Source organism: Tenacibaculum discolor (assembly GCF_003664185.1).
Classification (GTDB): Bacteria; Bacteroidota; Bacteroidia; order Flavobacteriales; family Flavobacteriaceae; genus Polaribacter; species Polaribacter discolor.
Window position 1 is genome coordinate 44941 of the sequence record NZ_RCCS01000006.1, and the last position, 15176, is coordinate 60116.

At 30.7% G+C, this 15176-nt stretch carries 10 protein-coding genes; 4 read left to right on the plus strand and 6 right to left on the minus strand.

What is annotated here, in order from left to right; genetic code table 11:
- Positions 1–15 precede the first annotated feature (15 nt).
- Entirely contained in the window at positions 16–1815 is a 1800-nt protein-coding gene (locus C8N27_RS06405; RefSeq protein WP_121146704.1) for a DEAD/DEAH box helicase, read from the minus strand.
- A 125-nt stretch (positions 1816–1940) separates the two neighbouring features.
- Positions 1941–3299, minus strand: a complete 1359-nt coding sequence (locus tag C8N27_RS06410) for a hypothetical protein (protein ID WP_121146705.1) — start codon at positions 3297–3299, stop codon at positions 1941–1943.
- Positions 3300–3476: 177 nt separating this feature from the next.
- On the opposite strand from C8N27_RS06410, the gene C8N27_RS06415 reads away from it, so the two are divergent.
- The gene (locus tag C8N27_RS06415; RefSeq protein WP_099214557.1) at positions 3477–5099 is read left to right on the plus strand and encodes an ABC-F family ATP-binding cassette domain-containing protein; all 1623 of its coding nucleotides are present in this window, start codon (positions 3477–3479) and stop codon (positions 5097–5099) included.
- Between the two features lie 25 nt (positions 5100–5124).
- Here the strand turns inward: C8N27_RS06415 and C8N27_RS06420 are convergent, their stop codons facing one another.
- Positions 5125–7248: a response regulator gene (locus C8N27_RS06420; RefSeq protein ID WP_121146706.1), complete on the minus strand. Its 2124-nt coding sequence runs from the start codon at positions 7246–7248 to the stop codon at positions 5125–5127.
- 242 nt (positions 7249–7490) lie between these two features.
- Between C8N27_RS06420 and C8N27_RS06425 the strand changes: the two genes are divergently transcribed.
- Positions 7491–10313, plus strand: a complete 2823-nt coding sequence (locus tag C8N27_RS06425; protein WP_121146707.1) for a PKD domain-containing protein — start codon at positions 7491–7493, stop codon at positions 10311–10313.
- A 224-nt stretch (positions 10314–10537) separates the two neighbouring features.
- Complete coding sequence (locus C8N27_RS06430) at positions 10538–11377, plus strand: hypothetical protein (RefSeq protein WP_121146708.1); 840 nt, start codon at positions 10538–10540, stop codon at positions 11375–11377.
- A gap of 73 nt (positions 11378–11450) precedes the next feature.
- On the opposite strand, the gene C8N27_RS06435 is transcribed toward C8N27_RS06430, so the two are convergent.
- Genes C8N27_RS06435 through C8N27_RS06445 form a run of 3 tightly spaced genes read right to left on the minus strand, consistent with a single transcriptional unit; the run spans position 11451 to position 13547 of the window.
- Positions 11451–12008 (minus strand): RsmD family RNA methyltransferase, encoded by a 558-nt coding sequence (locus C8N27_RS06435; protein WP_121146709.1) that lies wholly within the window; start codon positions 12006–12008, stop codon positions 11451–11453.
- Positions 12008–12835 (minus strand): DUF3822 family protein, encoded by an 828-nt coding sequence (locus C8N27_RS06440; protein WP_121146710.1) that lies wholly within the window; start codon positions 12833–12835, stop codon positions 12008–12010. Before C8N27_RS06440 ends, C8N27_RS06435 begins: the two co-directional genes overlap by 1 nt.
- On the minus strand, positions 12813–13547 hold the full coding sequence (locus tag C8N27_RS06445; protein WP_099214550.1) for a hypothetical protein: 735 nt from the start codon (positions 13545–13547) through the stop codon (positions 12813–12815). The genes C8N27_RS06440 and C8N27_RS06445 overlap by 23 nt, the downstream gene beginning before the upstream one ends.
- A 103-nt stretch (positions 13548–13650) precedes the next feature.
- On the opposite strand from C8N27_RS06445, the gene C8N27_RS06450 reads away from it, so the two are divergent.
- A complete protein-coding gene (locus C8N27_RS06450) occupies positions 13651–15078 on the plus strand; it encodes an ATP-dependent DNA helicase (RefSeq protein WP_121146711.1) in 1428 nt (475 codons plus the stop codon).
- Positions 15079–15176 lie beyond the last annotated feature (98 nt).

Genomic DNA, 15176 nt, shown 5'->3' on the forward strand with positions numbered 1-15176 from the left:
TGATTTGTTTATATTTTAATCTCTTCTGCGCTTTCTACCAAAACCAGCAGCAGGTTTGTTATCACTTCTTCTAGAAGAACTATTTTCACTACGTCTTCTACCAAAACTTTTTTTGTTGTCAGAAGAAGGTCTATCGCTTCTACGTTTTTTACCATTGAATCCACCACCACTGCTTCTGCGTGGTTTTCTTCCACCACCGCCACTACGGTCGTTTTTAGTAATTTCAATATTTACTGATCGCCCATTAAAATCAGGGTCGTTAGCAGCAAAAGCGTCCAAAGTTTCTTTTTCGAAATTTTTATCGATTTCAAAGAAAGAAAAAGTATCTAAGATGTCTATAGCACCAATTTCAATCTTATCACCAATGTTTTGATCGTTGATTAAACCAATTAATTTGGCAGGATTTAAACGATCTTTTCTTCCTAAATTGATGAAGAAACGTGTCATATTCTCACTAGAAGAACGACCTCTTGAGTTATCTTTTGATGATAAATTATTTAAATCAGCAGCATTCTCGTAGTATGATAAGAAAGTGTTGAATTCTAATGATACAAATTTTTGAATTAACTCTTCACGAGTTAAGTCTTCTAATTTTTCATAAATACCAGGTAAAAAACCTTCAATTTGATCCGTATTTACTTCAGTATTATGAACTTTATCAATTAAATGAAATAATTGATTTTGACATATTTCTTTACCAGAAGGAATAGGAGTGTGAACAAATTGTTTTTTTATAATACGTTCAATAGGACGTAATCTACCTTGTTCTTTTTTACTAACTAAAGCAATAGAGATTCCTTTATTACCAGCTCTACCAGTTCTTCCACTACGGTGATTATAGTTTTCAATTTGATCTGGTAATTTATGGTTAATAACGTGTGTTAAGTTATTAACATCTAATCCACGAGCAGCAACATCAGTAGCTACTAGTATTTGAATGTTCTTTTTACGAAACTTCTCCATTACAGAGTCACGTTGAGCTTGCGATAGGTCACCATGTAAAGAATCAGCATTATAACCATCTCTAATAAGATTATTGGCTACTTCTTGCGTTTCTCTACGTGTTCTACAGAAAACGATTCCGTAAATATCAGGATTTAAATCAGCTACTCTTTTTAAAGCAGGATAACGAGTTTTTTCGTTTACTAAATAATATTCATGACTTACATTATCTGAACCTTGATTCTTTTGTCCTGAAGTTATTTCAACAGGGTTAGTCATGTAGTTTTTTGCAATAGCCTCAACTTCTCTTGGAAATGTAGCAGAGAATAATAAAGTTTGTTTGCTATCTGGTGTTGCATCTAATACTTGGTCTAATTCATCTTTGAATCCCATATTAAGCATTTCATCTGCTTCATCAAGAACTAACCATTGTACGTTTCCTAACTTTAAGGCTCTTCTTTTAATTAAGTCTACAGTTCTACCAGGAGTACCTACAACTATTTGAACACCTTTTTTAAGTTTTCTAATTTGTTCATCAATATTAGCACCACCATATACAGTTGCTACTTTCAGGTTTGGTAAATATTTTGAAAAATCTTCAATGTTTTTTCCTATTTGAACTGCTAGTTCACGAGTAGGAGATAAGATAATTGCTTGTGTGCTTACGTTCGTTTGATCTATAAGCTCTATAATAGGCAAACTAAAGGCTGCAGTTTTACCTGTACCTGTTTGTGCAAATGCTTTTAAATCTTCTTTTGAAGAAATTATTTGTGGAATTGCTTTTTCTTGAATTACTGTTGGCTTTTCATAACCTAGATCGGTTAACGCCTTATTGATAGGTTCTTGCAAACCTAAATCTAAAAATGTTGACATACTGTGTTTTTAGAGAACCCACAGATGCCCCTCCGCGAATTCTATAATTAATATTAATTAAATCGTTTAGTACGATTTTTTTTGGACGGTGCAAAAGTACACTAAATAAAATGAATAGAGGTTAACTATTTTGTTTTTTGTAAATTACTGATTTCTAAGTTTATATCATTAGCAGATAAACTAGTATAACCATTTTGAATAATTCCGTATTTATCAACTAAAATCATACGAGGAAATTTACTAGTTGTAAAATTACACACAGCGCTTTCACTTGGTATGGTGTATTGATACTTTACATCTACATTTTTAGTAAACCTTTTAGAAGAATCACATAGGTTAACCAATACAAAGTTAACGTCAGGGTTTTTCTTAACTAAGTAATTGAAACGTGAAGATACCCAATCATCTGAAGCGTATTGATAGTTTTTTAATAAAACAACAGTGTTTTTATTCTTAGAAATACTAGAGAAATCTTTAAGTTCACCATCTGCTGCAATTAATTTAAAAGAAGGTAATCGTTCTCCTTTATTTAATATTTTTAAATCATTAATTAAACGTTGAACATTTTTTTTATGCTCGTTATTAGTATTTAACTTGAAAAATGTAAAAAAAGCTTCACTTTTCATTTCACTGCTAGGTTCTTCATAAAAGTTGCGAATAACAGCATTATACAGCATTTTATTTTTAACAGTTTCAAGCTTTACATTTTCATTAATAGCTTGCAGTAAATTTTGCGTGAATTTCTCTGTTTTTACTCCATTATCCTTTAAGTAAGCATCATTTTGTATTTTCTTAATAATAAACCTATAATATGGTCCATAGAACATTAAAGAGTCTTTATTTATTGGAGCACTTTTGCGATAATCAAAGTAAGAATTATTAATTTTCTCTGATGTTTCTTTCTTTAAACTTTGTATAGCATACTCTTCTAGCTTTGCATATAAAGGAAAATTTAAAGAAATATTTAAAATATCTACAAAGCCTGAAGCATCATTGCTACGAGCTTTATAGCTCTCAAGAGTAGCACTTTTTATAGATTTCATAGAATCTATTTTAGCTAAAAATTCTTTTTTTGGTAATGAAAGGTATTTAGATGAGTTTTTGTAGTCTTGCTCGTACTGTAAAAAAGACTCAATTAATAGATTATTTCGTTCAGCATTAACACCACTAAAAACAAGAGATTCGTCAAAATCCCAAGTATTTAATCTAATTAATAAACTATCAGAAGGTTGCATGTACACATACTGAAGTTCATTACCATGGTGAAAAATATATAGACCCTCTTTAAATTTATCGTAGCTTCCTAAAAATGTATTATTCTTACTAAGAGGAATAGTATCGTTAAAGTTGTAATTATCAGATAACACAACGAAGTCACATTTAGGATTGATGATTTTACCCCCAAAATAGGTAGGCTTATTTTTATTAGACTCGTTACATCCAATAAATAGAATTAATATGAGAGGTATAAAATACTTAATCATGATTTAAATTACCCTAAATATTAGAGTTCAAAAATAGATAACTCTTTAATATTAGGCTGTTAATTCGTTGTTAAAAAGAATTAAAACGAGCCAAAAGTAAGATGTTAAAAACTTTCATGCAAATTCTTTTATAGTCTTTAGTTTTTATACTTTTGCACGGAATTAAAAAAAATATACATGTTATCAGTTTCTAATTTATCAGTTCAGTTTGGAAAACGTGTTTTGTTTGATGAAGTAAACACTAAGTTTACACAAGGAAATTGCTACGGAATTATCGGAGCAAATGGAGCAGGGAAATCTACATTTTTAAAGATTTTATCAGGAAAACAAGAACCTACTTCTGGTCAAGTTCATTTAGAACCAGGAAAAAGAATGTCTGTATTAACACAGGATCACTATGCTTTTGATGAGTATACTGCCTTAGAAACTGTGTTAATGGGAAATAAAGAACTACATAAAATAAAGTCAGAAATAGATGCTTTGTATGCAGATTATTCTGATGAAAATGCAGAGAAAATAGGAGAATTGCAAGTTCGTTTTGAAGAAATGGATGGTTGGAATGCCGATGCTTCTGCAGCAAGTTTATTATCTAACTTAGGTATTAAAGAAGAAGATCATTATACTTTATTAGCAGAATTAGACTCTAAAAAGAAAGTACGTGTGTTATTAGCACAAGCGTTATTTGGTAATCCTGATGTATTAATTATGGATGAGCCTACGAACGACTTGGACTTCGAAACCATTGCTTGGTTAGAAAACTTCTTGGCAAATTATGATAATACTGTAATTGTAGTATCTCACGACCGTCACTTTTTAGATGCTGTTTGTACACATATTTCTGATATTGATTTTGGGAAGATAAACCACTACTCAGGAAACTATACATTCTGGTATGAGTCATCTCAATTAGCAGCTAAACAAAGAGCGCAACAAAACAAAAAGGCAGAAGATAAAAAGAAAGAATTAGAAGAGTTTATTCGTCGTTTTTCTGCTAACGTTGCAAAATCTAAACAAGCGACTTCTCGTAAGAAAATGATCGAGAAATTAAATGTAGATGAAATTAAGCCATCTTCACGTCGTTACCCAGCAATTATTTTTGAAAGAGATAGAGAGGCGGGAGATCAAATTTTAAATATTGAAGGTCTTTCTAAAAAAGATGCAGAAGGCGAATTATTATTCTCTAAAGTAGATCTTAACCTAAATAGAGGAGATAAAGTAGCTGTTATTTCTAAAAACTCTAAAGCAACTACAGCTTTTTATCAAGTAATTTCAGGAAATGAAGAGCCAGATGCAGGGAAATATAGTTGGGGTGTAACTACTACACAGTCTTATTTACCGGCAGATAACTCTTCGTATTTTCAAAATGGAGATTTAAACTTAGTAGATTGGTTACGTCAATATGCACAAACTGAAGAGGAGAGAGAGGAAGTGTTTTTAAGAGGATTCTTAGGGAAAATGATTTTTTCTGGAGAAGAAGCCCTAAAGAAAAGTAATGTATTATCAGGAGGAGAGAAAGTACGTTGTATGCTATCTCGTATGATGATGACTAGAGCTAACATTTTAATGTTAGATGAACCAACAAACCACTTAGACTTAGAATCTATTCAAGCATTGAATAACTCTTTAATTAACTTTAAAGGAACTGTGTTGTTTACTACACATGACCACGAGTTTGCACAAACAGTAGCGAACAGAGTTATAGAAATTACACCTAAGGGTATTATTGATAAATATGCTACTTTTGATGAGTATTTAGATGATCCTAAAGTAAAAGAGTTAAGAGAGAAAATGTACTCTTAAAATTATAAGATATAAAAAAAGGGAGCTAATTAGCTCCCTTTTTTATTGTGCTTTTATTTAGAGGAAGCACCCCAAAACGTTGTTTATATATTTTAGAAAAATGTGTTGAATGTAGGTAACCTACTTCCAAGGCTAATGTTTTTAATAATACAGAAGGATTTTGTTCTACAATACTTCGAGCCTTTTGTAATTTAATTTCTGTAATAAATTGATTAGGGGTTAACCCGGTAGCTGCTTTTATTTTTCTATTTAAAGAACTTCTTGAAGTATTGAGATGTAGAGCAATATCTTCTTGTGTCATGTTTGGATCAGAGCATTGCTTGTTAATAAACTCTTCTACTTTTTTTATCCATAAATCACTTTCATTCAATTCTTCCTTTTTAATAGTATTTTCTTTAATATAGGTTGTTCGGTTTATGCTATTGTTTAAGGCATTTTGTATTCGAATAAGTAACTCATCTTTTTCAAAAGGTTTATTTAAATAATCATCAATACCTAATCGTAGAACTTCTAATTTACTTTTAGCGTCAGTACGGGCTGTAAGCATTAAAATAGGAACATTTATTTTCTTTGCCTTAATTTTTTCTATCAAAGCTAAACCATTCATTACAGGCATCATATAATCGGTAATAATAAAGTCAATTTTTTCTTTAGAAAGAAAATCTAACGCTTCTTCTCCGTTTTCAGCTTCAAAACAAGTGTAATTACTTAGAATCCTCTTTAAATAAGCTCGCATTTCAAAATTATCATCAACAATAAGAATTCTATAGTGACCTGATGTAGGTTGTTTAATTTTGTCTTTAGAAATTAAAGTACTTTTATGCGTATTCTTTTTTGAGGGTTTTTCACGTTGTATTTCTTTGTCAATTTTAGTTGTTTCTGGTAAAGAGATTATAAATGTGCTGCCTTTACCCAATTCACTTTTTACAGTTAAGTTTCCTTGGTGTAGCTCAATAATTTCTTTGCTAAAAGCTAAGCCTATACCGCTACCTCCAGCTTTATTAATGTCATTTTTTACTTGATAAAAACGGTTATAAATGAGTTTAATATCTTTTTCAGAAATTCCTATACCAGAGTCTTTGATAGAGATAATAATTTGTTCGTTTAGCTTGTTTAAAGAAACTGTAATGTTTCCTTTTTTAGGAGTGTATTTAATAGCATTGAGAATAATGTTATTTAACGCTCTTTCTAAAAAAATAATGTCAGATAATACCCAGCACTCATCTTTTTCTTTTTTAACAGTTAAAACAATGTCTTTTTGGTTGCATAAAGGTTCAAAAGAGGTATAGAGTTTATCAATTAACTTATTTATTAAGTAGGGAGTAGGTGATATTTTAAAATTAGCTTCCTTCATTTTGGCTAAATCAAGCACATCGTCAACTATGTTTTTAATTTTATTAACCTGTTTGTTTAGGCGGTTTTTAATATCAAAACCTTCTTTTTCGTATGCGGATCCCTTTAGAAGTTCTAATTGGTCTATTTCACCTTTAATTAAGGTAAGAGGAGTTCTGATTTCATGAGAAACATTGATGAAAAACTGAGATTGAAATTCATTTAGTTCTTCCAGCTGTTTTCGTTGGTTCTCTAGAGTTTCCTCACTTTTAATATTGGCATTTTTAAAGTACTGTACTAAAAAAAAGAAAATAATGAATTGAATTAAAATAAGTACTGGAGAACCAAATGTACCTTCCGGATAAATAGGAAAAATATGTATTGGAATAACAAAAAGCAAGTAAGAAATAATAAAAACACTATAAAGTAAGTATTTGTTATTGGTAAAAAGTAATAGGAATACAGGTACAACAATATAAAAGTATTCAATATAACCACCTCTTTCAGCAAAATTACAGAACATAAAATTACTGTATAGAATTAATGAGAAAAATAAAATACGTGCTACCATAAATTTACGTTTGTATTGTAAAAATAAGGTAACCAACAACCCTGTTATACTGCCTATATGTATTAAAACAGGAAGTGAATAAATTCCTTTTTTCAGAGTGTCTTCTGTGATTAAAATAAGTTCAATTAAAAACCAGTTAGAAATAAAGATATTAAGTAAACGAACTCTCTTCATTTCTAATTTAGAAAGTTTATCTGTTACACCAATATTAGTTATGTTAGTATAAAGTTTAGCTATTTCCCCCATTAGAATAATTAAAAGGTCAAATATATTAATCTATCTATAAACAACATCTTTTTTATGATTTGTTACCAGTGTTTTAGGATGTTTGACACAATAGTGAGTGTAATTGAAGTAATATTGACTTAGAGAAAATTTATGTTTGCAATTCGGTTAATGAGTCATGTTAGGTCGATTCTTTTTTGAACCATTATCAGAACTTTTATAATCAATTTATTTTTAGAGCTTCAACAGAAAGAAAGTAGAACATGAAATTAAAATTACTATTCATATTTTTATTATTTAGTTATTTAGGTTTAGCAAAGTCTCTAAACAAAGAAAAAAGTATTTCGTTTTTTGATTTTAAGCCTACTAACACTACAAAAGCAAATAAAGCACCAAAATTTTTAAAACATGATTATTTATATGAAAGTATAAGTACAAAAATAAGAACCTATTTTGTGCCTCCAGCAGCTGATTTTACAATTTCTGGAGGATATTGTATAGGTAACGTAGTTACTCTTACAGACAATTCTTCGTCTCCTAATGGAGCTATTGTAAGTTGGGAATGGGATTTTGGCGATGGTACAACTTCTACCGAACAAAACCCAACTCATAGTTACGCTGACTTAGGTAACTTTACAATATCATTAAAAGTAACTGATGTCATTGGAGAAACAAATTCTATAACAAAATCCTTTAATGTACAATCACCAAAAGCTAGGTTTGTTGCTAACCCTACAAGAGGGCAAGCAACACCACATACTGTATTCTTTACAGATCAATCAACGTTGCCAGATTTATGGTTTTGGGAATTTGGTAATGGAAATACTTCAACAGCGCAAAACCCAATACATACATATACTGCTGCAGGAGATTATACGGTAAATCTTACAGTAAGAGATACCATAAATGGGTGTGTTGACAAAGCAACAAGTTTAATAAAAATAGTAATTCCAAAAGCACAATTTAGTGTAGATGATACTTTGGGTTGTGGACCTTTTACGGTAAACTTTAGAGATGAATCTACAATAGAAGGAAATGACACAGTGGGAGAATGGTTATGGAATTTTGGAGACGGCAATACTTCTACCGAACAAAATCCTACCCATACTTACGAATCAGTAGGAGTATATAATGTAAGTTTAACTATAAAAACGGCTATAACAGGATTTACAAGAACAGAAACTAAAGCAAATTTAATACAAGTTATAGGTCTCACTCCTGATTTTTCTTCAGACGTAACAACTGGCTGTACACCTTTAACAGTTAGTTTTACTGATAATACTGTTTTTTATGGTCCATCATCCGACTGGTTTTGGGATTTTGGAGATGGTACTACGAGTAATGAAACAAATCCTAAACATACATATACAACAGTAGGTGTTTTTGATGTGAGTTTAACAGTTTCTGATATTGACGGATGTAGTAAAACAATTATAAAAAAAGCATATATAAACACTACAGAAACTATAGCACCTATGGTCTTAATCCAGAATCTAACAGTACCGTTAGATGCTTCAGGAGTTGCAACGATAATTGCTGCTGATATAGATAATGGCTCTTATGATAATTGCGAGGTAGCCTCCATGAGTTTAGATAAAACTTCTTTTAGTTGCTCAGAAGTTGGTGATAATACGGTAACATTAACAGTAACAGACACAAGTGGTAATAGTAACACAGCTACGGCTATAGTAACCGTAGAAGATGTAATTCCTCCCACAACTATTTGTAAAGACATTACAATACAATTAGATGACACAGGGCAAGCAACAATTACAACTACAGATATTGATAACGGAAGCACAGATATTTGCGGAATAGCTTCCATGAGTTTAGACAAAACAACTTTCAATTGTACCAATGTAGGAGTAAATAATGTAATCTTAACTGTTGAAGATACCAACGGAAATACCAATATATGTACGGCTAATGTAATCGTAGAAGATATCACCCAACCTACGGTAATGTGCCAAGATATTACAATACAGTTAGATGCTTTAGGAATTGTAACTATTACAGCTATTGATATAGATAATGGTAGTTCAGATGTTTGCGGAATAGCTTCAATGAGTTTAGATAAAACAACTTTTGATTGTAGTAGTGTAGGTATAAATACAGTAACCTTAACTGTTGAAGATATCAACGGAAACACCAATAGTTGCGTAGCAACAGTAACCGTAGAAGATGTAACTCCACCCGAGGTAATTTGTCAAGATATCACAGTATCGTTAGACGCCTCAGGAAATGCAATAATAACTGCTGCTGATATTGATAATGGTAGTAACGATACTTGTGGAATAGCTTTAATGAGTTTGGATAAAACAACTTTTGATTGTAGTAGTGTAGGAATAAATACGGTAGCCTTAACTGTTGAAGATACCAACGGAAATACAAATATATGTAGAGCTAATATAACCGTAGAAGATATTACCCCACCAATAATCATAACAAAAGATATTGTAGTTAGTTTAGATAGTAATGGAAATGCAATTATTAACCCTGAAGATATAGATGATGGATCTTATGATGCATCAGGAATAGCAAGTATGAGTTTAAGTCAAACAAGTTTTAACTGTCCGAATTTAACAGACTATATAGTTACCTTAACAGTTATTGACTCCAATGGTTTGTCGAGTTCTGAAGAAGCTGTTGTAACTTTTATATCAGATGATTTAGATAATGACTCGATAGCAGATGTATGTGATAATGATATAGATGGTGATGGAGTATTAAATATAAATGATAATTGTCCAAGAATGTCAAATCCTGATCAAAAGGATTTGGATAATAATGGAATAGGTGATGTATGTGACTCATCAGAATTGTCAGTATATAATGGGTTTTCTCCTAATGGTGATGGAGTAAATGATGTATTTGTGGTAGAAGGTTTACATAACTACCCAAACAATAAATTAGAAATCTATAATAGATGGGGAAACAGAGTTTATCATTCTTATAATTATCAAAACGATTGGAATGGTATAAGTAAAAACCAAGGAAAAAGATTACCTGCAGGGGTCTATTTTTATATGCTTACAATAGAAGAAAATTCAAGAAACTTAAAAGGTTGGGTTTATATTATCTATTAATTATCATAAAGTAGTTAGAAAATAACTAGTGAAACAAAAAACACCTTATTTAAATAAGGTGTTTTTTAGTTATATAACCTATTTGATATAATGGTGAGTATGGTTGACACAATATTGATTATGATATTGTTAATATTTGTAAAATAAGGTTTTATCAATTTCTTTTTGGTAACTCCTAGTATAAAATTTAATCAATTAACACATAACTTAAAAATAGAAAAAAAATGAGATTTAAAAATGTATTAACAGGAGCAAACATTAGAGTAGGGTTTTATAAAACTACAGATGGAAAACCATATTTAGGTACAATCCCAGGAATGGAGATTGATATAAATGAGGGAAATATAGGAGAGCTTAGAGATGATTCTTATCCAACGGTTAAAGTTAGGGTTTGGAAAAAAGAAGGAATAGGACTTCCAGTAATTATAGAACCAGGTATTATTTATGATATGTCTGATGATTTTTATGTGAACTGGAGCAGTGATAAAGGGCACTTTTTACAAAAGGCTGAATTAAAACCAACAGGAGAAAAAATAGAAGAAGAGAATGTGAGAGTATATTACTTTTTTGATTTAAGAAATTTTAATGAAACTGTAAAAAGGACTATTAAAACAACATTTCAAACAGCTTTTTCACAATCGTCTTCTTTTTCAAAATCACATAGCGAAAGCTCTGAATTTAGCATCAATGGAAAAATTGGAGGCTGGATTGGAGGAAAAGATGATCCAGCAGGAGGAAGTGCTGAAGTTTCTGCAGGATTTAAGTCAAAAATAGAGGACTCATTTACTCAGAAGTATGAAAACTCAATAACTAGAATTTGGAGCCAGTCTATAGAAGATGAATACACTCTAAAACCAGGAAAGATTTATGCACTAACTAGTGTTTGGAACATTAAATATGCAACAGGAGTAATAGAATATTTCAATGAAAAAACAAGCTATAAAATTCTTGATTCTTCTGAAAGTAAATTAACAGAGCCAGTAGCATACGATAATGTATCTCAAATGGATGATAAAACAAGAAAAATGTATGAAGAGCAATTAAAACTTAATACCGTTTTATAATAATGCAGTATGTATTTAAATAATAGAGTAATAAAAAAGGGAGCTAATTAGCTCCCTTTTTTTATAGAATATTTTATTCTTCTTCGTCATTCTCAACGATTTCAAAAAAGCTAAAAACATTACCTCCGTAACGTTTTTCATAGCTATAAAAAGGGTGTTGAGATAAGTCTGTATGTTTAGAGTGTTCAATAATTAAAAGACCATCTTCATTTAATAAACCGCGATCAAAAATAATATCAGCAATTTTTAAAAACTGACATTCTTCAAAGTCATAAGGAGGATCAGCAAAAATAACATCTGTTTTAAGAGGTGTTTTCTCTAAAAACTTATATACGTCACTTTTATAGCTATTGATTTCCATGCCTAAATCTTTAGCTGTTTGATTAATGAATTTTATGCAAGCATAATGAGCATCAACAGCATAAATATTTTGTGTTCCTCTTGAGGCAAATTCGTAACTAATATTTCCAGTTCCAGAAAATAAATCTAATACTGAAATGTTTTCAAAGTAATAGAAGTTATTTAAAATATTAAATAAAGACTCCTTTGCCATATCAGTTGTAGGACGTACAGGTAAGTTTTTAGGAGCTGTAATTCTTTTACTTTTATATTTTCCAGAAATAATTCGCATTAGGCTATAAGTATAAAATTAGAATGGTTCGAAAAGTCTTCACTATCTGCAAAAAAGCTATTTACAGGATTCATAAAATGAATATTTCGAACGTATGTGTAAGTGATAGAGTATATATCTGATTCTTTTTCAATATCACCAATAAAAGTTAACTGAAAGGAGTTTGGATCCATTTGTAACTGTTCAGCAGTAAAAAGAATGTAATAGATGAAATCTTCTTTTGTATTGTAAGAAAATGAGTTGTAAAACAATAGTTTACCTTCTTTGCAAACGATAATATCTAAATGAGAAGAAGAAACATGCACAAAGAATTGTTCTTCAGAGTCGTTTTCAGAATAAGTAAGTAGTTTGTCAATTAAAACTGTTGAATGGTGTTTATACTCAAACTCACCAAAGTTTTGAAAAAGATAATTGTTAATGTTTACATAAGGTATATAAACCGTATTAGCAGCTATAACATTATGTAAATCATAAGTAATAAAGTCTGTTTTTAACGTTTTTACATCATACTTTAAATAAGGGGCTAAGTTATTTCTATCAAAAAGCTTGTTGGGAACCAATGTGGCCAAATTATTTTGATGAATAGCAAAAACAGATATAAAATCTTGTTGTAAGTCTTTGTCTGTGTCAAAAACACGGATTATTTCCTCTAATAAGAGTTCAGGAGAAGGAGTAGCGCTAGAGAAGGTATACTCAGTAAAAAGAAGAGGTTCTTTAGTTTCTGAGTTTGAAATACAAAAAGAAAATCCATCCAAACTAAATTGGATGGATAGACTTTTATGCTGCGCAAAAGCGCTATTTTTTTTACTCTTTTTTTGCAATTGCATCACCTTTATCGTAATAAGGAGGCCAGTTACCACCTACAGTTACTTCAGTTAAAGAACCAACAGAAACAAATTCACCTTTAATTTGGTCTGTTTCAATAGCTTCTAATTCTTGTTTTATTAAAGAAGGATTCATTCCTGTTAAAATAGGCTTCTTAGAAACTTTAGCTTCAAAAACAGGAACTTCTAAACCAGCAACTTTTTCAACTCTACCAGTAGCTAATTCAAATTGCTCTTTAGTACCAGGTACCTCAAACATGGTAGAATACTCTTTACCTTCGAAATATTTTAAAACAGGCTCATACCCAACTGTATCAATAACTTTAACAGATATGTCTTTAGTAATACCTCCACCTAATTCAATTGTTTTTTCAACGTTTTTAGTTTCAGTAATAGCTAATTGACCATTTTTAATAAAGGTAAGTAAAGTGTCTTTATTATCAGTATATGTTCCGTAAACTTCTTTATATTTTACTTCAGCGTCTCGAATCAACTTTAAATTCTTAATAACCTTAGCATAACGTACTCTCTTGTCTTTGTTAAAATTGATAGGCTCCATAACACCATTATAAATTTTATATACTAAAAAGACAGTTGCTCCTAATAATAATAAAGAGACTAACCATCTCATTTTTAGAGGAACAAACTTAACAACAAGTAATGCTAAAAGAACTGCAACTACAACAGCTGCTAAAATCATTAATAATAAACTCATTTTTTTAATTTTTAATGTATGATATTCGCAAATCTACAATTTTTTTTCAATGATGAAAATAATTAATTTATAAATAGACTTATCTTTGAATATTATTTGAAATATGATACAAACTGCTTCGAAATTTTATAAAGAAATACTACAAAAGTTCCCATATACACCTACAGAAAAGCAAAATGAGTTATTAGATGTCTTAACAGACTTTATTTTTTCGGATGATAATCGTGCTTTATTTTTGTTAAAAGGGTATGCAGGAACAGGTAAAACTACCATTATAAGTACCGTGGTTCACAATTTATGGAAGATAGGACAAAAAGCAGTTTTACTAGCACCTACAGGGCGTGCAGCAAAAGTAATTTCAGGATATTCTAACCGACAAGCATTTACCATTCATAAAAAAATATACTTTCCTAAAAAACAAAGTAGTGGAGCTGTGAATTTTGTAATGCAACCCAATAAGCATACCGATACCCTTTTCATTGTAGATGAGGCTTCTATGATTTCTGATGAAAAACAGAACGCTAAACTATTTGAAAATGGTTCTTTATTGGATGATTTAATCTCGTATGTATACTCAGGAAAAAATTGTAAAATTATTTTTATTGGAGATACTGCGCAGTTACCACCTGTAAAATTGACGATGAGTCCAGCTTTGGAAGCCGATAAGTTATCTTTTGAGTTTAACAAAGAAGTTACAGAAATTGAATTAGATGAAGTGGTTCGACAAGAAGAAGGTTCTGGAATTTTGGCTAATGCAACAGACTTACGCTTATTAATTCAGAACGATTCAACACATTTTCAATTTGATGTAAATTATCCTGATATTATTCGATTACAAGACGGATATGATATTCAAGATGCTATAACAACAGCCTACGATGGTGAAATAGGTGTGGAAGACACCGCAATAATTGTGCGTTCAAATAAACGAGCAAATCAGTACAATCAACAGATAAGAACTAAAATTCGTGGACAAGAAAACGAGATTTCTACGGGAGATTATGTGATGGTGGTAAAAAATAACTACTACTGGTTAAAAGACTCTTCTTCAGCAGGATTTATTGCTAATGGTGATATTTGTGAAGTAATGCGTATTAATGCAATTAAAGAATTATACGGGTTTAAGTTTGCCGAGGTGGAAGTTCGTATGATTGATTATCCAGATATGAAACCTTTTGAAACGGTATTGTTGTTAGATACTCTTACAAGTGAAAGCCCATCATTAACGTATGAAGAATCAAACCGTTTGTATGAAGCTGTAAAGGAAGATTTTGCGCATGAAAAATCCAAATACAAGCAATTTATGGGAGTGAAGAAAAATAAGTATTTCAATGCGCTTCAAGTGAAATTTTCATACGCGATGACTTGTCATAAATCACAAGGGGGACAATGGAAAACAGTTTTTATAGAGCAGCCATACTTACCAGATGGAGCTTCAGTAGAATATTTACGATGGTTATACACAGCTGTTACTCGTGCCCAAGAAAAATTATACTTAATAGGTTTTAAAGATGAGTATTTTTTAGATTAGGAATATACCTGTGTTCTTTTTCTCTGGAGAAATAAGTGTTGTTCTCCAGAATGGAAATGTTAGCATTTTGTTAATGTACTTCATACTTTAGTTAAAAA

Coding starts and splice junctions, on each gene's coding strand:
- C8N27_RS06430 (WP_121146708.1), top strand. CDS start 10,538: ATGAGATTTAAAAATGTATTAACAGGAGCAAACATTAGAGTAGGGTTT.
- C8N27_RS06415 (WP_099214557.1), top strand. CDS start 3,477: ATGTTATCAGTTTCTAATTTATCAGTTCAGTTTGGAAAACGTGTTTTG.
- C8N27_RS06420 (WP_121146706.1), bottom strand. CDS start 7,248: ATGGGGGAAATAGCTAAACTTTATACTAACATAACTAATATTGGTGTA.
- C8N27_RS06450 (WP_121146711.1), top strand. CDS start 13,651: ATGATACAAACTGCTTCGAAATTTTATAAAGAAATACTACAAAAGTTC.
- C8N27_RS06425 (WP_121146707.1), top strand. CDS start 7,491: ATGAAATTAAAATTACTATTCATATTTTTATTATTTAGTTATTTAGGT.
- C8N27_RS06405 (WP_121146704.1), bottom strand. CDS start 1,815: ATGTCAACATTTTTAGATTTAGGTTTGCAAGAACCTATCAATAAGGCG.
- C8N27_RS06445 (WP_099214550.1), bottom strand. CDS start 13,547: ATGAGTTTATTATTAATGATTTTAGCAGCTGTTGTAGTTGCAGTTCTT.
- C8N27_RS06435 (WP_121146709.1), bottom strand. CDS start 12,008: ATGCGAATTATTTCTGGAAAATATAAAAGTAAAAGAATTACAGCTCCT.
- C8N27_RS06440 (WP_121146710.1), bottom strand. CDS start 12,835: ATGCAATTGCAAAAAAAGAGTAAAAAAAATAGCGCTTTTGCGCAGCAT.
- C8N27_RS06410 (WP_121146705.1), bottom strand. CDS start 3,299: ATGATTAAGTATTTTATACCTCTCATATTAATTCTATTTATTGGATGT.